Here is a 20,132-nt window from a genome sequence, read left to right as displayed (position 1 = left end):
GCGGGAGCCGAAAAAGGGCATGGTTGAATCAGGCCGTGGCATGCCGAAAAAGGCCACAGCACTAAGTCGGTGGACACGGAAGGAAACTGCAGATCGGTCTTTTTCGCCGTACGGGAGTTATTTATCCCGGACGAGGTACAAGCCGGAGCCCCACGTAGGTATTTGCCGGGATCATCAACCGGTCACAAACGTTTGTCAACCCCGTCGATCTTCGCCGCGGCAGCCCGCCGGCCGGGCTTCCCGCGCGCCGGACGAGCGCGCGGCGCAGCTGTTATCCGCGCATGAGCAGGACGTGGATCACGAAACGTGTAGACATCGTCAGCGCACCGTATGCGTATAACGGTTTCAATACGGGAAGCTGGGAAAGCCCTGACCGGCCAGTCTCCGAATTTGCTGTGAAAAATGGCAACGTGCCGGCCCGCGACGGAGGACGACAACCATTTCCTCCGTCGCGGGCCGGCACGCGCCCGTCGTGAATGGGGACCGTCAGATTTCTTCCACGCTGCTCGGCTCACGCCGGGACAGATCGATGCCGAGCTCCTCCGCCGCGCGGAAGACGTCGTCGTCGGTGTCGCGCATCTCGATGGACATGCCGTCGCTGGAAAGCACCTCGACGTTGAGGCACAGCGACTGCATCTCCTTGATGAGGACCTTGAAGGACTCGGGGATGCCCGGCTCGGGGATGTTCTCGCCCTTGACGATGGCCTCGTAGACCTTCACCCGGCCGATGACGTCGTCGGACTTGATGGTCAGCAGCTCCTGCAGGGCGAAGGCGGCGCCGTACGCCTCCAGCGCCCAGACCTCCATCTCACCGAAGCGCTGGCCACCGAACTGGGCCTTGCCGCCGAGCGGCTGCTGGGTGATCATGGAGTAGGGGCCGGTCGACCGAGCGTGAATCTTGTCGTCGACCAGGTGGAGCAGCTTGAGGATGTAGACGTAGCCGACCGCGATCGGATACGGGAACGGCTCACCACTGCGGCCGTCGAACAGCCGGGCCTTCCCGCTGCTCTCCACCAGCCGTTCCCCGTCACGGTTGGGAACGGTGCTGCCGAGCAACCCGACGATCTCCTCCTCCCGCGCGCCGTCGAAGACCGGGGTCGCCATGTTGGTGCGCGGGGCGACCTTCTCGAAGCCCTTGTCACGCAGCCGCTCGGCCCACGCCTCCTCGATCCCGGAGATGTCCCAGCCCCTGGCGGCGATCCACCCCATGTGCATCTCCAGGACCTGGCCGACGTTCATCCGGCCGGGCACGCCGAGGGGGTTGAGGATGATGTCGACCGGGGTGCCGTCCTCCAGGAACGGCATGTCCTCGACCGGCAGGATCTTGGAGATGACGCCCTTGTTGCCGTGGCGGCCGGCCAGCTTGTCGCCGTCGGTGATCTTACGCTTCTGGGCCACGTAGACGCGGACCAGCTCGTTGACACCGGGCGGCAGCTCGTCCCCTTCGTCGCGGCTGAACACGCGCACGCCGATGACCTTGCCCTGCTCGCCGTGCGGCACCTTCAGCGAGGTGTCGCGGACCTCACGGGCCTTCTCGCCGAAGATCGCGCGCAGCAGCCGCTCCTCCGGGGTCAGCTCGGTCTCGCCCTTCGGGGTGACCTTGCCGACCAGGATGTCGCCGGGCACGACCTCGGCGCCGATCCGGATGATGCCGCGCTCGTCGAGGTCGGCCAGGACCTCCTCGGAGACGTTCGGGATGTCCCGGGTGATCTCCTCGGGGCCCAGCTTGGTGTCACGGGCGTCGACCTCGTGCTCCTCGATGTGGATCGAGGACAGGACGTCGTCCTGGACCAGCCGCTGGGACAGGATGATCGCGTCTTCGTAGTTGTGACCCTCCCACGGCATGAACGCCACGAGCAGGTTCTTGCCCAGCGCCATCTCGCCGTTGTCGGTGCACGGACCGTCGGCGATGACCTGGTTGACCTCCACCCGGTCGCCCTCGGCCACGATCGGCTTCTGGTTGAACGAGGTGCCCTGGTTGGACCGCTTGAACTTGGCCACGCGGTAGGTCGTCCGGGTGCCGTCGTCGTTCATCACGGTGATGTAGTCGGCGGAGACCTCCTCCACCACACCGGCCTTCTCGGCGCTGATCACGTCGCCGGTGTCGGTCGCGGCACGGTATTCCATGCCGGTGCCGACCAGCGGCGCCTCGCTCCTGAGCAGCGGTACCGACTGGCGCTGCATGTTCGCGCCCATCAACGCCCGGTTGGCGTCGTCGTGCTCGAGGAAGGGGATCATCGCGGTGGCCACCGACACCATCTGGCGCGGCGACACGTCCATGTAGTCCACCTCGTCCGAGCGGACGTGCTCGAACTCGCCGCCCTTGCGCCGCACGAGCACCCGGCTCTCCGCGAACCCGCCGTCCTCCGTCAGCGCGGAGTTCGCCTGGGCGATGATGTACCGATCCTCCTCGTCGGCGGTGAGGTAGTCGATGTGCTCGGTGACCTTGCCGTCGACGACCTTGCGGTAGGGCGTCTCCACGAAGCCGAAGGGATTGAGGCGGGCGAAGCACGCGAGGTAGCCGATCAGGCCGATGTTCGGGCCTTCCGGGGTCTCGATCGGGCACATCCGGCCGTAGTGGGACGGGTGCACGTCGCGCACCTCCATGCCGGCCCGCTCGCGGGACAGACCACCGGGGCCCAGCGCGTTCAGCCGCCGCTTGTGCGTCAGGCCGGCCAGCGGGTTGGTCTGGTCCATGAACTGCGACAGCTGCGAGGTGCCGAAGAACTCCTTGATCGACGCCACGACCGGGCGGATGTTGATCAGGGTCTGCGGCGTGATCGCCTCGACGTCCTGCGTGGTCATCCGCTCGCGGACGACGCGCTCCATCCGGGCCAGGCCCAGGCGGACCTGGTTCTGGATGAGCTCGCCGATGTTGCGCAGGCGGCGGTTGCCGAAGTGGTCGATGTCGTCGATCTCCACGACGGTCTCGCCCATCGACGTCTCGCCGGCGTGCAACCGGACGATGTACTCGATCATCGAGACGATGTCGTCCTCGGTGAGCGTGCCATGGGTGATCTCGGCGTCGACGCCCAGCTTCTTGTTGATCTTGTAGCGGCCCACCTTGGCGAGGTCGTACCGCTTGGGGTTGAAGTAGAGGTTCTCCAGCAGGGTCTGCGCCGACTCCTTGGTCGGCGGCTCACCGGGCCGCAGCTTGCGGTAGATGTCGAGCAGGGCGTCGTCCTGGCCGGCCGTGTGGTCCTTCTCCAGGGTGGCCCGCATCGACTCGTACTGGCCGAAGTGCTCGAGGATGCGTTCGCTGGTCCATCCCAGTGCCTTGAGCAGCACGGTGACGGGCTGCTTGCGCTTGCGGTCGATGCGCACACCGACGCTGTCGCGCTTGTCGATCTCGAACTCGAGCCAGGCACCCCTGGACGGGATGACCTTGCAGCCGTAGAGGTCCTTGTCGGAGGTCTTGTCGATGTTGCGTTCGAAGTAGACGCCGGGGGATCGGACCAGCTGCGTGACCACGACCCGCTCGGTGCCGTTGACGATGAAGGTCCCCTTCGGCGTCATGAGCGGGAAGTCGCCCATGAACACCGTCTGGCTCTTGATCTCACCGGTGGTGTTGTTGATGAACTCCGCCGTCACGAACATCGGGGCGGAGAAGGTCATGTCCTTGTCCTTGCACTCGTCCACGGAGTACTTCGGCGGCTCGAACCGGTGATCGCGGAACGACAGGGACATGGTTCCCGAGAAGTCCTCGATAGGACTGATCTCTTCGAAGATCTCTTCGAGACCCGACTGGGTCGGGACGTCCTTGCGCCCGGCCTGGCGAGCCGCCTCTACTCGGGCCTTCCACTTCTCGTTGCCGAGCAGCCAGTCGAAGGACTCGGTCTGCAGGGCGAGAAGGTCAGGAACTTCGAGAGGCTCCTGGATGCGCGCGAAGGAGACGCGACGGGGACCAGCGGGTACGGCGGAGGCGTTGCGCGAGGCTGCCAACAGGTGTCCTTCCGGAAAGCACGGATGGAGTCGAACTGCGCGCATGCCGAACGCCCCGGGAAATCCGGGGCGCGCACTGGCAGCACGAGGAGGGCAGCATAACGCAAATAAGAAACGGATGTCTACACGTACTATAAGCGTCAATCCTTGGTGCCGCCTTCAGAATGCCATAGGGGGGTGCCTTCGTCAACTCTCGCGGTGGCCATGTCCACTCCCAAGACCGGCACGGCGCCGCACTCGGCCCGTTCCACCGTGACGCCGGGCATGCCGCGGACCCAGCGGCCGGCGATCTCCCCGAGCCGCGCCGCCGGCGGGGGAGTGCGGCCCAAACCGATCGCGTAGCGGGCCCGGCCGGGGCCGCCGTCGAACGGGTGCGGCCAGGCGTGGACGTCCGGCACCTCTTCCAGGGCGGCGAGCAACTCCAGCATGCGTCCCCTGACCCGGCCGAGCGCCGCGTCGAGCTCCTCTGGGCGGTCGGAGCGCACGGTGAGCACCGCCCAGGCCGCGTGACGGCGGTGGAGGGGCGGCGGGTCGGGCAGCTCGGCGGACCGGCCGTGCTCCGTGAGCTCCCAGGCCCGGTAGAGCTCCTGGGTGAGCAGGTCCAGCACGCCCGGGGTGACCTGGCGGGCGCAGTTGCGCACCGGGGAGCTGGGCGTCAGCACCGCGATGGGGGCCGGTTCCGGAGCGGCGGGGCCGAGGGCGATCGGGTCGCGCCAGTCCCAGGCGGCCCACGTACCGAAGAACAGGCCCGGCAGGTCGCCGGCGGGCAGGTCGCCGCCCTCGCGTACGGTGTGCGCGGCCATGACCGTCCAGGCCAGGCCGGGTAGCCCGCCGAACGGGGCGGAATCCAGGCCACGGGCCCGCGCCCACGTCTTCACCTGCCTGGCGAGGCGGGCGAAACGGGCGTGGTGCCGGCCTACGGCGGCGCGGACGGCGTCCGCGTCGCTGACCGCGCTCATGGCGATCGCCGCCGCCTGGCCCAGCTCGGCGCGCCGGGCCACCGCCTGCCCGGGCGGCACGGATCCGGCGGGCACCACGGTCAGGTCCACGTCCAGTCCGGCCGTGCGGAAGCGCAGGCCCGGCACCCGGGCGCCGATCACCTGGCGCAGCCGGGCCACGCCGGGCAGCGCCTTTCGCACCCGGGCCTCGACCTCGGCCGGATCCGTCCCGCCCGGCAGCGCCGCCACCAGGTCCAGGTCAGCGTCCGGGAGCTCGCAGCCCATGCGCCGGGAGCCGGCGACGTACACGATCCCCGGCTCCAGCGCCCGCGCCAGCCGCCGCGTCACGTCGGCGGTCGATGCCGTCCGGTCCGGCGTCCGGTCCGGCGCGCGGACGGGCTGGGCTGCGGGCCGGGCTGCGGGCTGGGTGGCGGGCTGGGTGGCGGTCGCCGGCTCGCGGTCGTCGTCACCGGTGACGTCCAGGACCGCCTCCACCGCGTAGTGGTCGGAGACGTACAGCCCTTCGGGGGTGGGCGTGTCGCCGCGCAGGGCCGCCGAGACCACCCGGGGGCGGCCGCGGAGCAGGATGCGGTCCAGGCGGGCGGCCCGGCCGGAGCGGGAGGACAGCGCCGCGAGCGGGTTGGCGGCCGGGTCGAAGGTGGGGGTCTCGTCGGCTCCGTACGCCTCCGTCCAGGCGTCGCGCAGGCCGAGCGCGGTCGCGGGGGTGTCGGTGCCGTCGTTGAAGTCGCCCAGCAGGACCAGGTCGCCGTCCACGCCGGCCAGCCCTTCGGCGATCCTGGCCAGCTCGGCCCGCCGCCTGCCCGCGCCGTCGGCGGAATGGTCGCTGGTCAGGTGGGTGACGGCGACGGTGAGCGGGCCGGTGGCGGTCTCCACGACGACGGCGGCCACCGACTTGTGCGGGCCGAGCTCGTGCCGGGCCGCCTCACGTACGGGCAGCCGGCTGAGCAGCAGCAGGCCGCTGTCGTCGACGTCGGGGCCGTACGGGTCGGTGCCGACCGTGTAGCCGGCGCGTACCCACGGGGTGGCCAGCAGCATGGCCAGCAGCGCGGGCTCGACCTCCTGCAGGGCGAGGACGTCCGCGTCGGACTCCTCCAGGGCCGCGAGGAGCAGGGGGCGGCGGCGGGCGGTGTCGATGCGGTCGCTGTCGTAGCGGTCCCACAGCGTGTTCCACGTCAGCACGCGCGCGGCCGCGGGCCCCGGCCGCGCGCGAGCGGCGGCGGGACGCCAGCCGCCGGCCGGATCCCAGACGTGCGGGGTCGCGGCCGTGAAGAACGGCGCCAGCAGGCGGCGCGCCTCCCGCGCCCGGCCGGCCTCGCAGGTGTCGACGCGGTCCAGGCCCGTGGCACGGTCCCAGACCAGCTCGCCGTCCGCCTCGACGAACAGCACCCGGTGCCAGGGGATGTCGCCGCCCGGGGTGAAAGCGGGCAGCGCGACGCGCTCGGGGTCGGCGTTGCGCTGGCCGACTCCCAGGACGAAACGGGACGGGTCGAACCGCGGGTCCCAGCGGATCCGGTGGTAGACCTCCTCGCTGGTACGCATCACGCCTCCTCGTCCAGAGCGCCGTCCACGTCCTCGACGGCTCCGCGGGCCCCGACGTACCAGGTGCGGGGGGCCTGCCCGGGATAGGGCGGGACGAACCGGCGCGCCTGCGCGGCCAGCACGTGTGCGGGCACCGGGTGAGCGCGGCGGGCGTTGCGCCGGTGCAGCTCGTCCTCCTCCACCAGCACGACCACGTGCGTCGTCAGCGCGTCGCGGCGGCGCGCCACCGCGTGCACCAGGGAACGCTGCTGCTGGTTGAGCGAGGTGGCGTCCCACACCACGGTGCCGCCGGCCGCCAGGGCGGCATCGAGCCGGTCCAGGCCCTCACCGAGCACTTCCCGGTTGGCCCGCTGGTCCGCCCGCGAGCCCCGGGCATCGCGCAGGTCGTCCAGCGACACGTACGCGTCGACCTCCGGCAGCCCGGCCGCGAACGTGCTCTTGCCGCTGCCCGACGGCCCGACCAGCTGCACCAGCCGGGGGAACCGCCTCGACCGCCACCGCCAGGTCGCCGCCACGGCCTCCTCGACCGTGGCGATCCTTCCCCTGGCCCAGGCGTCGCGCGCCTCCGCCCAGCACCGCTCGGCCGCCTCCCCGCCGAGGCCGGCCAGGGCCTCGCGCAGGCCGGCCCGTAACGGCTGCAGCGGCGCCGGCCCGAGCAGCCCGGCGTCCTCGGCGTGCAGGGCGGACCATTCGACCTGCTCACGCTCCTGGCCGGCCGCCTCGTCCGCGCGCCCGGCCAGCCCGGCCGCCGCCACGGCGTGCAGCACGCCCAGGTCGGCGGCCAGTGCCATGCGCCCCAGCCCGGCCCGCCGCTCCTCGTCCGGGTAGGGCCGGCGCAGCGCGCGGTGCAGCCCGGCCAGGTCCGCGACCTGCCGCGCCGGCCGCATGCCCAGCGGCCCCGCCAGCCGGGCCGCCAGCCGGGCCCGCGGCATGAACCGCAGCGCCGTGGCCAGCACGCCCGCCAGCCGGGCGTCCCCGTGCCGGCCGAGCACGTCCAGCCGCGCCGACACCTCGGCCACCGCCTCCGCGTCCGCCGCTTCCGAGCCTTCCCCCGTGGGGGTGCGGCCCACCGCGGCCATCAGGGCGCTCACCTCGGGGTCCGCGCCCGAGCGCACCGACCACAGCGCCGCGCCCGGGCCGAGGGCGTTCGGCACCACGGTCGCGTGCATCCAGTGCGTGCCGGTCGTGACGTGCTCCCGGCGCACCCACTTGGCCACCCGCCCCGCGAACTCCTCCCGCCCGAACCCCTCGACGGCCCGCACCACGTAGCCCTCCTGCCGCGCCAGGTCCAGCCGCAACCCCCGCAGGGCCCGCTCGTCGAAGACGCCGCGCCACAACACCGGCGGGACGGGAATCCCGAGCCCGCGCAGGAAGGCCACCGTGCCGTCCCAGTCCAGGCACCGATCGCCGGCCCAGACCGAGAACCCGTAGAACCAGCTCTCCAATCCCTGGTACGCGATGGAGTGCCGGGCGTACATGTTCTCCCCGCACACCCGCCACCCCGCCGGGATCCGGCCGCCGATCCGCCCCTGCAGACCCTTGACCCACGCCCGGGACGGATGGTGCGCCGAGTCCGGCGACCGGGCGTGCATCCCGTCGGCGTACAGGGTGGTGTTCTCCCCGTCGAGCTTCTCCGTGACCACGACCTCGCGCCCGCGCAGCCCGGACAGATCGCCGGCGCGTACGTCGTCCGAGGTCACGCCGGGGGACCAGGGCAGGTGAGGGGTACGCGGATAGTGCACGCGCATGACCCCTCCCCCCTCGGCTGGGGACGACTGTACAAGCGGCCACAAAGCGCCTCCATCGAATAAAACGGCTAGAGTCGGGCACCTTGATCGGCGGGAGGGCGGCGGCATGCGCGTGACGATGACGAGCGTGGCGACGACCCGCCACCCGAACGAGGACTTCACCGGGGCCCTGCCCGCGGCGGCGGTGCTGATCGACGGCGCCGGCATCCCCGGCACCGCGTCGATCTGCCGGCACGGCGTGGCCTGGTACGCCAACCGCCTGGGAGGCGGCCTGCTGGGCCTCCTGTCACTCGACCGCGGCCTCCCGTCGCTGCTCGCCGAGGCCATCGAGCAGGTGACGGACGCTCACCGGGACACCTGCGACGTCGCCGACCCCATCAGCCCGTCGGCGACCGTGGCCGTGCTGCGCCTGTCCGGCGGCCTCGCCGAGTACCTCGTGCTCGGCGACTCGTTCCTCGTGCTCGACCCGGCGGAGGGTGAGCCGCTCGTGGTCTCCGACCCGCGGGAGGTGATCATCAGTCGGTCGTACGAGCCCGCGATCAGGGCCGCGGCCCCGGGGAGCGACGAGCGCCACCGGCTCCTGCGGGACCTGCGCGCCAACCGGAACCGGCCGGGCGGCTTCTGGCTGGCCAAGGACGACCCGCGGGCGGCGGACGAGGCGATCACCGGAAGCCGTCCGATCTCCGGGCTGACCGGCGCCGCCCTGCTCAGCAACGGCGCCGGCCGCATCGTGGACCGGTTCGGGGTCACCGACTGGCCGGGGGTCATGGCCGTCCTGGCGTCGAGCGGGCCCGCCGAGATCATCCGTCGCGTCCGGCGGGCGGAGGCCCGGCACTCGGTGGTGTCCGACGACGCGACGATCGCGTACTGCACCGGCCTTGCCGAGACCTGACCGCCGACCGGACGAGACGTCTCACGGCATGCCGAGCGACTCCTCCATGTAGGCCATCGCCCCCAGGGGCTCCTCGGCGAAGAAGACCAGGTCGGTCAGGGGACGCGGGAGGAAGCCTTCGTCCTCCATCCGCCGGAACTGCTGCTTGAGCCCGTCGTAGAAGCCCGCCGTGTTGAGCAGCACGACGGGCTTGTCCGTCCGGCCGTGCTTCTTCAGCTCCAGGATCTCGGTGGCCTCGTCGAGGGTGCCCGTGCCGCCCACCATGATGACCACCGCGTCGGCCTTCTCCAGCAGCAGCCTCTTACGCTCGGCGAGATCGGCCGCGATGACCATGTCGTCCACGCCGGGGCGTACCTTGTGGGCCAGGAAGTCCACCGAGACCCCCATCAGCCGCCCGCCCGCCTCGTGCACCCCGTCGGCCATCACCTTCATCAGGCCCACGTCGGAGCCGCCCCAGACCAGCGTGTGCCCGCCCTTGCCGATCAGCTCGGCGAACTCGCGGGCGGGCCCGGTGTAGGTCTCGGACAGGTCGGCGGCGGACAGGAAGACACAGATGTTCATGGGCACCACCGTAAGGGGCACTCATGGGTGCGGGCCCGTCAGGTGGGCGGGTGCCACCGGGCCGCATCGACGAGGCGGCCGCCGAGGGCGCGGATGTGCCGGACGAGCTCGGGCGGCTCGTGCACCTCGAACGGGACGCCGAGCTGCGCGACCCACATGGCCAGCTCATCGAGGGAGTTCGACCCGGTGCTGAGGACGCACGCGCCGTCGCCGGCCGGCTCGACCACCGCCATCGTCGGCGGCATCCGGGCGGCGACCACCTCGGCCGGCGCGTGCACCGTGAAGCGGCCGCGGTAGCGGTACGGGTCGACGGAGATCCGCTCCGAGACGTAGCGGACCAGGTCGGCGGCGGGCGGCTCGCGGGGGGTGAAGCGCGGGCCGTTCGGGGTGTGCGGGCGCAGCCGGTCGACGCGGAACGTACGCCAGTCCTCCCGGCCGGTGTCCCACGCCACCAGGTACCAGCGGCGGCCCGAGTTGACCAGCCGGTACGGCTCGGCGGTGCGGCGGTCCTCGGTGCCGTCGTGGGACCGGTAGCCGAACCGCAGGCTTTCCCGGTCGCGTACGGCCGCGGCGATCACGGTGAGCACGGCCGGGTCCACGGCCTCGGCCCGCCCCGCCAGCGGGACCGTGACCGACCGCAGGTCGCCGACGCGATGCCGGAGCCGGGACGGGAGGACCTGCTCGAGCTTGACGAGGGCGCGTACCGAGGTCTCCTCGATGCCCGCCACGCCTGAGACGGCGGCGGTGCCGAGCCCGATGGCCACCGCGACCGCCTCGTCGTCGTCGAGCAGCAGCGGGGGCAGCCCGGCGCCGGCGCCGAGCCGGTAGCCGGGGGCGCCCGCGGTGGCGTGCACGACGTAGCCGAGCTCGCGCAGCCGGTCGATGTCGCGGCGGATCGTACGGGGCGAGACGCCGAGCCGTTCGGCCAGCTCGGGGCCCGGCCAGTCCCTGGGGGTCTGCAGCAGCGACAGCAGCCGCAGCAGCCGCGCCGACGTCTCCAGCATGACGTCCATCCTAGGACTGAATCTGTCCTAACCCATTCCTACGATGACGGACATGAACGACGACATGCGCATCCATCCGTTCCGGATCGACATCCCGCAGGCGCGGCTGGACGACCTGCGCGGCCGGCTGGCGGCGACCCGCTGGCCGGACGAGCTGCCCGGCGTGGGCTGGTCCTACGGGGTGCCCGTCGGCTACGCGAGGAAGCTGGCCGAGTACTGGCGCACCGGTTTCGACTGGCGTGCCGCCGAGGCGCGGCTGAACGCCTTCCCGCAGTTCACGACCCGTATCGACGGGCAGAATGTGCACTTCATGCACGTCCGCTCGCCCGAACCCGACGCGCTGCCGCTGATCATCACGCACGGCTGGCCGGGCTCGGTCGCGGAGTTCCTGAACGTCATCGGCCCGCTCACCGACCCGGCCGCGCACGGCGGCGACCGGTCCGACGCGTTCCATGTCGTCGCCCCGTCCATCCCCGGGTTCGGCTTCTCCGGCCCCACCACCGAGACCGGCTGGGACCTGGAGCGGGTCGCACGGGCGTGGGTGGAGCTGATGGCCCGGCTCGGCTACCGGCGATACGGCGCGCAGGGCGGCGACAGCGGCTCGGTCATCTCGCCGATGCTCGGCCGCGCCGCGCCCCGGAACGTCGTCGGCGTGCACGTCAACGGCGCGCTCGGGTTCCCGACCGGCGACCCGGCCGAGTTGGAGGGGCTGGCCCCTGGGGAGCTCGCCCGGCTCGGCCAGTACCAGGACCAGGACCGGGCCGGCTACGCGATCATCCAGGCGACCCGGCCGCAGACGCTCGCGTTCGGGCTGCACGACTCGCCCGTGGGACAGCTGGCGTGGATCGTGGAGAAGTTCAAGGAGTGGACCGACCCGGCCCGCGAACTGCCCGAGGACGCGGTGGACGTCGACCAGCTGCTCACCGACGTGAGCATCTACTGGTTCACCGGGACCGCCGCCTCGGCCGCCCGCCTCTACAAGGAGGGGCAGAAGGGGTGGGGGGCGGTGGCCGAGTACTCGGCGCTGCCGCACGGGGTCGCCGTCTTCCCCGGGGACGCCGGGGTCCGGCGGATCGCCGAGCGCGAGCACAACGTCGTGCACTGGTCGGAGTTCGACCGCGGCGGCCACTTCGCCGCGATGGAGGCGCCGGACCTGCTCGTCGAGGACGTCCGGGCCTTCTTCCGTCCCCTCCGTTGACCCCCGCCCCGCCCGGCCCCGCCCCGCCCCGCTGCCGGGGTCCGGTCGCTCCGCCTGGCCAGGCGCTCTCCCGTGGGCCAGAATCGGTGACTCGCGGCGTTTCAAGGCAGGAGGCCGGAGTGTCGGTATCAGTGCTGGACATGTCGATGTCGCTCGACGGGTACATCGCGGGCCCGGACGACAAGGTGGGCAACCCCGGCGGCGACGGCTTCATCCGGCTGCACGACTGGGGCCTGACGCCGGACGGGAGGTTCGCCGAGTCCGGGCCTGCGGGGGAGATGCTCGGCCAGATCCACGCGACCGGCGCGGTCGTCACGGGGCGGCGTACCGCGGAGCAGGTCGATCACTGGGGCGGGAACCATCACGGTGAGGGCATCCCGGTCTTCGTGGTCAGCCATCGGCCGCCCGCTCCGGAGGTGGCGAACCATCCGCTGGTGACGTACGTGACCGACGGGATCGTCAGCGCGATGGCCCGGGCGAAGGCGGCCGCGGGGGACCGCAACGTGCACGTGATCGGCGCCTACACGGGGCAGCGGGCGATCGAGGCGGGGGTGCTGGACGAGCTGCAGATCCATCAGATCCCGGTGCTGTTCGGCGGTGGCCGCCGGTTGTTCGAGGTGTTGCCGTCGCGGGTGGAGCTGGAGATCCTCCGGGTGGTCGACACGCCGGAGGCCACCCACATCCGTTACCGCATCCGCCGCTGACCCGGCTTGGAAATCTACACCGTAAAGGCGCCAGGCTGGAGTTATTTGATCATCCGGCGCTCGCAACCCCCCGGCGAGGGAACCGGCCTGGCTGTCGGCGCGCGAGTGAGCTGTCCGAGGTGACCTGGGGACCGGCGACCGCGGCGAGTCGTAGCTTGGTCTCGTCCTCGCTGCCGGGCGCGGCGGTCATGATCACGATCTTGCGCTCGGAGTCGCCGTCGTTCAGGATGTCGCAGTCCACGGTGACCGGTCCCACCGAGGGGTGGTCGATGGTCTTGTGGTTCTCGCGATGGGCGGCGACCGTACCCGTGGCCCACAGTTCGGCGAATCGCCGGTTACCGCCGGTCAGGTCGTGGATGAGCTTCGCCAGGCGAGTGTCCTGGGGGAAGCGGCCGGTGGCGCGGCGCAGGTCGGAGACGACGGCGGCGTCGACGGTGTCCCTGTCCTGCTCCGTCACGGGCCAGAGCGCGAGGCGTGCGGGGCTCGCGGTCACCGGGAATTTGTCGCGGGCGAAGTTGCGCAGTTGGGGCGGTGAGGTGGAGGGGTCGCCGAGCAGCGCGGCCCAGCTGCGGTTCCACCAGATCAGTTGCCAGTCTGCCGCGAACACGGCGACCGCCACGTCGCCGAGCCGGGTGAGGACGCGGTGGACGCCGGGCGGGATGTGGTCGGAGATGGTGCCGCCGGCCGGAGGTACGAGGTGGGCCAGCCGGTAGAGGTGGTCGCGTTCGGCGGTGGTCAGCTGCAGGGCTCGCGCGATGGAGGCGATGACCTGTGCCGAGGGCGTGGTGGCTCGTCCTTGTTCGAGGCGGACGACGTAGTCGACGGATATCCCGGCGAGCTCGGCGAGTTCTTCGCGGCGGAGCCCGGTTGCGCGGCGTGTCCGGCTGACCGGGAGTGCCGCGGCTGACGGGGGCAGGCGGTTGCGCCATGTGCGGATCATCGCGCCCAGCGTGGTGCCGGGTGTCGTCGTCATGGCACTCATCCTGCTGCATCGTGGGTGGTCGAAGGTGGTACTGGTTCTCCTACCGTCGGGGCCCGCAGGTTCGTCGAGGATGCCCTCGCCCGACCGCCACAAGCCGGTCGCGTGGTCACCGGTGAGCCGCCGCCGTCACCTGAGGAGGTCGCGCGGCCGGGCCCGTAGCCAGAACATGATCAGTACGGTGGCGGCGGCCGGGCCCAGGCCCCAGGCCAGCGGCGCGATCACGCCCAGGAGCGCGGTGGAGCCGACGAAGAGCCCGAGTGCGCCGCCGAGGCTGAGGATGCCCATGGTGGCCAGGGTCGCGGCGATGCCGCGTTCGAGCCCGGGGGCGTGGAAGGCGGGCGCCAGGAAGAGGCAGGCGAGGGAGAAGAACACGCCCCAGCCGAGTATCTCGAAGGCGTACATCACCGACGGCCAGCCGTACGGCTGGAACCATTCCAGGCCCGCGGTCCGGCCGAGCCCGGGGCTCTGCCTGACCATCGTCAGCGCCACGAACCGGTTGGCGCAGACGACCACGGCGTTCATGACGACGAACGCCAGCGAGATGAGCGTGAACACCTGCCTGTCCGCCGGGGTGGCGAGATGGACGGCGCTCCACAGCGGCACCAGGATCAGGGCCGCAAGGATCATGATCGCGTGGAAAGTGGTCGTGAAGGGCTCCTGGGGCGGGAACGGCAGCTCTCGCACCATCATCACGGAGAGCACCACCAGGTAGAGCAGCGCCAGGGCGGTGAAGCCGCCACCCGCCCACATCCCCACCGCTTTTGTCGTTCTCATGCCTTGCCCCGTCCTATTGGTGGCGTATGAAATTCGCCATAGTGGCGAACACAGTACGCCACTATAGACTCGCCGGTGAAGGCACGGGCGGCATGGGGAGCGGGCGACGATGGGGGAGCAGCACAGGACACGTACGCCGGCGGGCATCGAGCTGGCCTGGCGTGCCTCCACCGACGCGGCCCGTCTGCGCGATCAGCCGGCCGGCGGGCCCAAGCCCGGTCCGCGACCAGGTCTCACCCTGGAACGGATCGTCGCGGCCGCGATCGAGATCGCCGACAGCGAGGGCCTCGCCGCGGTGTCGCTGGCTCGCGTCGCCGCGGCGCTGAACTCCGCGACGACCTCGTTGTACCGGCACGTCCGCGCCAAGGACGACCTCGTGGTGGTGATGCGCAACGCCGCCGCCGCGCCGCCCCCCGACCTGCCCCGGCCCGACGCCGGACGCTGGCGGGAGTCCCTGGCCGGCATCGCCCGGCAGATCTACGACCTCTACCGGCGGCATCCCTGGGCCCTGCAGATCCCCACCTCGGGCCCGCCGAGCACGCCGAACGAACTGTTGTGGGGCGAGCACATGCTCCAGGCCCTGTCCGGGACCACCCTCAGCCCTCATGACCGGCTCCGCGCCGTCACGCTGATCTCCGGCTACGCCCGCGAGCAGGCCCGCCTCAGCCTGGACCCGGTCATCGCCGACGGTGGGGACGCCGCGGCGGGCGACTACTTCCGGTTCCTCGGGAGCGTCATGACGCCGGACCGCTATCCCATGTTCTGCCGCCTGTTCGCCGACCAGGTCGACACCGGCTCGATCGGCTACACCGCGGAGGACTTCCAGTTCGGCTTGGACCGCATCCTGGCCGGGCTCGCCGAACTCGACCGGGCCCGCTGACCTCGACCGGGTCCTGCGAGCGCGACGCCCGCGCTCAGCCGGCGGCGCCGCCCTGAGCGATCACGCGAGCGCCCGCCGGATCAGCGCCGCGTCGCGGTCGAGAGACTCACGCGAGCGGCTCTTCCAGTCAGCGGTGACCACGACACCGTCCCCCGGATAATGCGGCACGACGTGCAGGTGCAGGTGGAAGACGTCCTGCCCGGCGGCCTCCCCGTCGGCCAGAGACAGCCGCACCCCGTCGCAACGGAGCCCCGACGCCCGCAGCGCGACCGACACCCGCCGGGCCGTCCGCCAGATCGCCGCGCCGACCGCGTCATCGCAGTCCGCCAGCCCGGCCACGTGCACGCGCGGGATCACCAGTACGTGACCGACGTTGGCCGGTTTGTGGTCCAAGATGGCCACCACGCTGTCGTCCTCGTGGACGATGGCGGCCTCGGCCCGCCCTGCGATGATCGCGCAGAAGATACAGACGCTCATGTGAAGCATGGTCTCGGTTGCGGCAGCTCCGCCGCATGGGCATTTCTCACGACCGCCGCCGGGCCGGAAGTCCTGCCCGTTCCCTGCCTTCCGCCGGTGCGGACGTTACGTCGCCGCTTCCCTGTCCGCCGACGTACCGCCGGTCCGGGGCCGTCATCCTCTCGGGCCGTAGGCCGTCATGAGGACGTGCACGACGATGAGGACGACGATCCAGACCATGGCGCGTCTGGTCGGCGGGGGGCCGCCGCGCAGCAGCGAGATGCCCAGGGGGATGAAGGCGACGCAGAGGCCGCCGACGGCGATGAAGGACTGCGGTTCGGTGCCTTTGAGGGTTCCGAGCGCGAGCGCCGACATCAGGCCGAGCGCGATCGAGCGGCCCAGCCCCAGGGCGCCGGAGCGGTAGGCGCCGATGGCCAGCACGATCCAGCCGAAGAAGGCCGGTCCGGAAATGGCCCTGAACGGATGCCAGACCGTGTCCCGCCAGGTCTCGTAGTAGTGGTCGATGCCGTTGAGCATGGTCTGCAGGCCGAGGCCGTCGGTCAGGTGGAAGGCCAGGTGATCGGTGCCGAACTGGAAGGTCCGGGTGAACAGGCCGACGATCACCAGGCAGCCGCCCCACAGCCCCCACAGCGGGCTGGTGGCGGCGATCCGTTGCGCCAGCGTCATGACCGCCGGCCACAGCATGATGAACCCGGCGGCGAAGCAGACGTAGGCGGCGGTGATGAGGGTGGGGTGCTGGGTGTAGGCGACGAGCTGGTACGGGACGAAGTAGTAGAACGGGGAGCGCAGGAGGGTCCCGGCCATGATCAGGGTGGGGCCGCCGATCAGCGAGACGGCGCTCACCCATCGTCCGGGGAACGGGGGTTGCCGGTCCAGGTTGGCCGCGGCATTGGCGGCCCGCCGGTCCGCGCCGGCCTGTCGCCAGCCGGTGATTCGCCGGCGAAGATCGATGTTCATGGGTTCCTGCCCGTCTCGTCGGTGTCGGGGTGGGCGCGTCCCGGCACGGTTCGCCGGGCGCACCAGCATGGTGACGGCCGGTACGGTGGCGGCGCGTCTGGCCCAGGTCGCATTTCGGCCGGCGGGTACGAGCAGGTGGTACGACCCTGGTCGGATGCGGGATATCAGACCCTGGGCAGATGCCGGGTGATCCGGGGAGGCGATAACTTCTCGGCATGAACTGGGCACGGCGGGTCGGTGGAAAGGGCGCTGTCGATGTGGCGGCGGCCGTCATTGTGGCGCTGACCGTCGGATACGCCATCGTCGACCCGCCCGGGCCGTCGTCGTCGTGGCCCGCGTGGTCGGCCTGGCCGGTGGCGGCCGTGGTGAGCTTCCCGATCGCCATCCGGCGACGCTGGCCGCGGGCCATGCTCGTTCTCGCGTGCGCGGCGGGGGTGCTGGCGACCATGGCCGGTTCCGTCGCGGCGAGCGCGATCTGGGTGACCTTCGTGCCGACCGTGCTCGTGCTGTACCTGGTGGCCGCCACCGTCTCGGCCGCATGGTCGGTGGCGGCCACCGCAGCGTGCGCGTTCGCCGCGGTGGGCGCGATCCTGATCTTCTACGACCAGGTGCTCCCCGGCCTGGCGCCCCCGGCGTCGCCCAGCGAGATTCCGCCGTACTGGCCGGTGGAGATCGGTGCGACCTGCTTCCTCCTGGCCACCGCATGGGTCGTCGGAGCCGCCGTCCGCTCTCAGCGGGAGACGACCGCCCGCCTCGTCCGTCACCTGGCCGAGGCCGCGGTGGCCGACGAGCGCAGGCGCATCGCCCGCGAGCTGCACGACGTGATCGGCCACAGCATGAGCCTGATCACCGTCAAGGCCACCGTGGCCAACCATGTCGCCGACGCCCGTCCCCAGGAGGTGCGCGCCGCGCTGGCCGTCATCGAGCAGACCAGCCGGAGCACGCTCGCCGAGATCCATCGCGTGCTCGGCCTCCTGCGGTCCGACGGCGATCTGCAGGAGGCCCATGTGCCTGTCCCAGGCATGGCGGACCTGCCCGAGCTGGCTGCCGGCGCCCGCTCGGCCGGGGTCGAGGTCGACCTGACCGTCCGCGGGGAGGCCGCGCCGCCTCCCGCGGTCGCGGTGTCGGTCTACCGGATCGTGCAACAGGCCCTGACCAACGTCATCGCGCACGCGGGGCCCACCCGCTGCTCGGTCACCGTGGACATCGACGGCCGCGCCGCCACGATCGAGGTCACCGACGACGGTCCCCGCCACGGCCGGCCGCCGCGAGCGGGCTCCGGCGGACACGGGCTGATCGGCATGCGCGAACGGGTCAAGATGTACGAAGGCACGTTCAGCGCAGGACCCCGGCCCGAAGGAGGCTTTCGCGTGGCGGCTCGACTGCCCTACGACCCGGACGGTACCCTGTCATGATCGATGCCGCCCCGCACGATCCGCGCCCGCCCATCCGGGTCCTGCTCGCCGAGGACCAGGTCCTGGTCCGCGACAGCCTCAAAGTCCTCATCGACAGCACGCCAGGGATGACCACCGTGGGCGAGGCGGGCACCGGCGCCGAAGCCGTGCTCCTGGCCCGCCGGCAGCGGCCGGACGTCGTCCTCATGGACGTGCGGATGCCGGACATGGACGGGATCGAGGCGAGCCGGCATATCTGCGCCGACCCCGCCAATGCCGGTGTCCGCGTTCTGATCCTCACCACGTTCGATCAAGACGAATACGTCTACGCCTCGCTCAGGGCGGGCGCCAGCGGCTTCCTCCTCAAGAGCGCCACGGCGACCGAACTGCTCGCCGCCATCCACGTCGTCGCCTCCGGCGAAGCGCTGCTCGCACCCACCGTGACCCGCCGGCTCATCGCCGACTTCCTGCGAGACCCGCACCCCGCCCCGGCCGTGCGGGACCTCAACGACATCACCCAGCGCGAGCGCGAGGTGCTCACCCTCATCGGCAAGGGGATGTCCAACTCCGAGATCGCCGAGCACCTTCACCTCACCGTCGGCACGGTCAAGACCCACATCAGCCGCCTCCTGGCCAAACTGCACGCCCGCGACCGGGCTCAGCTCGTCATCGCGGCCTACGAAGGCGGCCTGATCACCGTCCCGGACGGGCGCCGTTGACCGGTTCGGCGTTGGCACAGGCGCGCATGGGCGTGGATCGGCGGGAGCGGAGGAGCCGGGGGGAGCGGGGGAGGGCGCCCAGGTGCACGCGGGCGGTGGCTCGCGCGGCATCCCCCGAGGTCGGCCTGAAGTGAGGCCGAGGTCAGGCGCGGACGGGCCCACCATGATGACCTGGCACCGGAGGCCACGCTCCGCCACGAGCACGGGGTTCACACGCGGGTGTCGGCGGGAGCGGGCGGTGGCACGAGTGCGGGGGGGGGCCGGGGTGGGGGGGTGGACGAGAGCGGAGTCCATGCGGGTGTCGGCCAGGGCGGGGGTGACGTGAGCGCGCCGGGGTTCATGCGGGTCGGCCAGAGCGGAGGTGGCACGAGTGCCGGGTCCACGCGGGTGTGGGTCAGGGCGGGGGCGACGTTAGCGCCGGGTCCACGCGGGTGTCGGCGGGGGCCGGGCGGTGAGCAGCACGTCGGCAGGGTGAACGGCGCTCGCCGAGCGTGCCGCCGACCGCGTCCGGGATGCCGCAGGTCGGGCCGGCTGATGGTTCGCCGGAAGGTCCTACGGGAGTGAGGGCTCAGCGAGCTTCTGGACGCCGATCACCGACAGCAGACGCAGCTGCTCGACCGCCGGGCTGCCGGCCGGGGCGGTGAAGAACTGCAGGCGTTGCCTGCCGTCCTCGCTGAACAGGTTCTGGCAGTGGACGTCGACCACACCCAGCGCCGGATGGACGATCCGCTTGCGGTCCCCCCGGCGTACCGCGACGTCGCCGGTGTCCCAGAGATCGGCGAATTCCCCGCTGCAACGGCGCAGCCGGACGACCATCTCCATCGACTGCGCGTCATGATCGCGGCGGGCCACCGCGGCGCGCAGGTCGTGGACGAGGACGCGCGAATGGTGCGGATGATCCGCTTCGGGATAGATCGACCGGCTGCCGGGATCGGTGAACCACCGGCTGACGAAGCTGTCGCTGGTGGGCGGGCCGATCAGCGCCGTGGCCGGCCGGTTCTGCGCGAGGGTCTCGTGCAGGTCGGTGATGATCCGCGCGGGCGTCGTGTCGAGCCGGTCGAGCAGGGCGAGCATCGCCGGCTGCACGTGCACGGCCGTCCCGTGACCGGCCGGTGCCGTACGTCCGGCGAGCAGGAACAGGTGCTCCCGCTCGTCCTCGTCCAGCCGCAGCGCGCGGGCCAGCGCGGCCAGGACCTGGGCCGACGGCTGCGCGCCACGGCCTCGTTCCAGCTCGATGTAGTAGTCCACCGAGGTCCCGGCCAGCTGAGCGACCTCCTCCCGGCGCAGGCCGGGCACCCGGCGGCGCGGCCCGCTGATCAGGCCGGCCTCCGCGGGGCTGATCCGCGCGCGCCGGGTCCGGAGAAAGCTGCCGAGTTCGGAAAGGTTCACCGGCCCAGCGTTC

Annotated in this window: 16 protein-coding genes; 6 read left to right on the top strand and 10 right to left on the bottom strand. The window is 71.7% G+C overall.

Going from position 1 to position 20,132, the window contains the following annotated elements:
- Window positions 1–486: 486 nt before the first annotated feature.
- From rpoB to ACBJ59_RS24920, 3 genes are all read right to left on the bottom strand, one after another.
- Window positions 487–3,942 (bottom strand): DNA-directed RNA polymerase subunit beta, encoded by a 3,456-nt coding sequence (gene rpoB / locus ACBJ59_RS24930; protein ID WP_375112650.1) that lies wholly within the window; start codon window positions 3,940–3,942, stop codon window positions 487–489.
- A gap of 140 nt (window positions 3,943–4,082) precedes the next feature.
- Window positions 4,083–6,440, bottom strand: a complete 2,358-nt coding sequence (locus ACBJ59_RS24925) for an RNA repair domain-containing protein (protein WP_375112649.1) — start codon at window positions 6,438–6,440, stop codon at window positions 4,083–4,085.
- Complete coding sequence (locus ACBJ59_RS24920; RefSeq protein ID WP_375112648.1) at window positions 6,440–8,188, bottom strand: RNA ligase family protein; 1,749 nt, start codon at window positions 8,186–8,188, stop codon at window positions 6,440–6,442. Before ACBJ59_RS24920 ends, ACBJ59_RS24925 begins: the two co-directional genes overlap by 1 nt.
- 106 nt (window positions 8,189–8,294) lie before the next feature.
- Between ACBJ59_RS24920 and ACBJ59_RS24915 the strand changes: the two genes are divergently transcribed.
- Window positions 8,295–9,080, top strand: a complete 786-nt coding sequence (locus ACBJ59_RS24915) for an integrase (RefSeq protein WP_375112647.1) — start codon at window positions 8,295–8,297, stop codon at window positions 9,078–9,080.
- 21 nt (window positions 9,081–9,101) lie between these two features.
- On the opposite strand, the gene ACBJ59_RS24910 is transcribed toward ACBJ59_RS24915, so the two are convergent.
- Window positions 9,102–9,641 (bottom strand): TIGR00730 family Rossman fold protein, encoded by a 540-nt coding sequence (locus ACBJ59_RS24910; RefSeq protein WP_375112646.1) that lies wholly within the window; start codon window positions 9,639–9,641, stop codon window positions 9,102–9,104.
- A gap of 38 nt (window positions 9,642–9,679) precedes the next feature.
- Window positions 9,680–10,645 (bottom strand): helix-turn-helix transcriptional regulator, encoded by a 966-nt coding sequence (locus ACBJ59_RS24905; RefSeq protein ID WP_375112645.1) that lies wholly within the window; start codon window positions 10,643–10,645, stop codon window positions 9,680–9,682.
- A gap of 52 nt (window positions 10,646–10,697) precedes the next feature.
- Here ACBJ59_RS24905 and ACBJ59_RS24900 point away from each other — a divergent pair, with 52 nt between their 5' ends.
- Window positions 10,698–11,843, top strand: coding sequence for an epoxide hydrolase family protein (locus tag ACBJ59_RS24900; protein WP_375112644.1), 1,146 nt, complete (start codon window positions 10,698–10,700; stop codon window positions 11,841–11,843).
- A 119-nt stretch (window positions 11,844–11,962) separates the two neighbouring features.
- Window positions 11,963–12,547 carry a dihydrofolate reductase family protein gene (locus ACBJ59_RS24895; RefSeq protein ID WP_375112643.1) on the top strand — a complete coding sequence of 195 codons (585 nt, stop codon included), beginning with the start codon at window positions 11,963–11,965 and terminating at the stop codon, window positions 12,545–12,547.
- A gap of 49 nt (window positions 12,548–12,596) precedes the next feature.
- Here ACBJ59_RS24895 and ACBJ59_RS24890 read toward each other — a convergent pair whose 3' ends face one another.
- Window positions 12,597–13,520, bottom strand: a complete 924-nt coding sequence (locus ACBJ59_RS24890; protein ID WP_375112642.1) for a helix-turn-helix transcriptional regulator — start codon at window positions 13,518–13,520, stop codon at window positions 12,597–12,599.
- Between the two features lie 135 nt (window positions 13,521–13,655).
- Entirely contained in the window at window positions 13,656–14,303 is a 648-nt protein-coding gene (locus ACBJ59_RS24885; RefSeq protein ID WP_375112641.1) for a hypothetical protein, read from the bottom strand.
- Window positions 14,304–14,412: 109 nt separating this feature from the next.
- Between ACBJ59_RS24885 and ACBJ59_RS24880 the strand changes: the two genes are divergently transcribed.
- Entirely contained in the window at window positions 14,413–15,183 is a 771-nt protein-coding gene (locus tag ACBJ59_RS24880) for a TetR/AcrR family transcriptional regulator (protein ID WP_375112640.1), read from the top strand.
- 60 nt (window positions 15,184–15,243) lie between these two features.
- Here ACBJ59_RS24880 and ACBJ59_RS24875 read toward each other — a convergent pair whose 3' ends face one another.
- Both ACBJ59_RS24875 and ACBJ59_RS24870 read right to left on the bottom strand, forming a co-directional pair.
- Complete coding sequence (locus ACBJ59_RS24875; protein ID WP_375112639.1) at window positions 15,244–15,660, bottom strand: HIT family protein; 417 nt, start codon at window positions 15,658–15,660, stop codon at window positions 15,244–15,246.
- Window positions 15,661–15,813: 153 nt separating this feature from the next.
- Window positions 15,814–16,617 carry a hypothetical protein gene (locus ACBJ59_RS24870; RefSeq protein ID WP_375112638.1) on the bottom strand — a complete coding sequence of 268 codons (804 nt, stop codon included), beginning with the start codon at window positions 16,615–16,617 and terminating at the stop codon, window positions 15,814–15,816.
- Window positions 16,618–16,832: 215 nt separating this feature from the next.
- Between ACBJ59_RS24870 and ACBJ59_RS24865 the strand changes: the two genes are divergently transcribed.
- On the top strand, window positions 16,833–18,032 hold the full coding sequence (locus tag ACBJ59_RS24865; RefSeq protein WP_375112637.1) for a sensor histidine kinase: 1,200 nt from the start codon (window positions 16,833–16,835) through the stop codon (window positions 18,030–18,032).
- On the top strand, window positions 18,029–18,730 hold the full coding sequence (locus tag ACBJ59_RS24860) for a response regulator (protein WP_375112636.1): 702 nt from the start codon (window positions 18,029–18,031) through the stop codon (window positions 18,728–18,730). Before ACBJ59_RS24865 ends, ACBJ59_RS24860 begins: the two co-directional genes overlap by 4 nt.
- Before the next feature lie 552 nt (window positions 18,731–19,282).
- Here the strand turns inward: ACBJ59_RS24860 and ACBJ59_RS24855 are convergent.
- Window positions 19,283–20,119, bottom strand: coding sequence for a helix-turn-helix transcriptional regulator (locus tag ACBJ59_RS24855; protein ID WP_375112635.1), 837 nt, complete (start codon window positions 20,117–20,119; stop codon window positions 19,283–19,285).
- Window positions 20,120–20,132: the final 13 nt, after the last annotated feature.

Source organism: Nonomuraea sp. MTCD27 (assembly GCF_041950495.1).
GTDB lineage: Bacteria > Actinomycetota > Actinomycetes > Streptosporangiales > Streptosporangiaceae > Nonomuraea.
Note: the sequence above shows the minus strand (reverse complement) of the source record. Positions and strands in the feature narration are given on the sequence as shown.

Excerpts from the sequence above, each read along its gene's own strand:
- ACBJ59_RS24925 (WP_375112649.1), bottom strand. The coding sequence starts at position 6,440 with ATGCGTACCAGCGAGGAGGTCTACCACCGGATCCGCTGGGACCCGCGG.
- ACBJ59_RS24920 (WP_375112648.1), bottom strand. The coding sequence starts at position 8,188 with ATGCGCGTGCACTATCCGCGTACCCCTCACCTGCCCTGGTCCCCCGGC.
- ACBJ59_RS24915 (WP_375112647.1), top strand. The coding sequence starts at position 8,295 with ATGCGCGTGACGATGACGAGCGTGGCGACGACCCGCCACCCGAACGAG.
- ACBJ59_RS24910 (WP_375112646.1), bottom strand. The coding sequence starts at position 9,641 with ATGAACATCTGTGTCTTCCTGTCCGCCGCCGACCTGTCCGAGACCTAC.
- ACBJ59_RS24905 (WP_375112645.1), bottom strand. The coding sequence starts at position 10,645 with ATGCTGGAGACGTCGGCGCGGCTGCTGCGGCTGCTGTCGCTGCTGCAG.
- ACBJ59_RS24900 (WP_375112644.1), top strand. The coding sequence starts at position 10,698 with ATGAACGACGACATGCGCATCCATCCGTTCCGGATCGACATCCCGCAG.
- ACBJ59_RS24890 (WP_375112642.1), bottom strand. The coding sequence starts at position 13,520 with ATGACGACGACACCCGGCACCACGCTGGGCGCGATGATCCGCACATGG.
- ACBJ59_RS24885 (WP_375112641.1), bottom strand. The coding sequence starts at position 14,303 with ATGAGAACGACAAAAGCGGTGGGGATGTGGGCGGGTGGCGGCTTCACC.
- ACBJ59_RS24880 (WP_375112640.1), top strand. The coding sequence starts at position 14,413 with ATGGGGGAGCAGCACAGGACACGTACGCCGGCGGGCATCGAGCTGGCC.
- ACBJ59_RS24875 (WP_375112639.1), bottom strand. The coding sequence starts at position 15,660 with ATGAGCGTCTGTATCTTCTGCGCGATCATCGCAGGGCGGGCCGAGGCC.
- ACBJ59_RS24870 (WP_375112638.1), bottom strand. The coding sequence starts at position 16,617 with ATGAACATCGATCTTCGCCGGCGAATCACCGGCTGGCGACAGGCCGGC.
- ACBJ59_RS24865 (WP_375112637.1), top strand. The coding sequence starts at position 16,833 with ATGAACTGGGCACGGCGGGTCGGTGGAAAGGGCGCTGTCGATGTGGCG.
- ACBJ59_RS24860 (WP_375112636.1), top strand. The coding sequence starts at position 18,029 with ATGATCGATGCCGCCCCGCACGATCCGCGCCCGCCCATCCGGGTCCTG.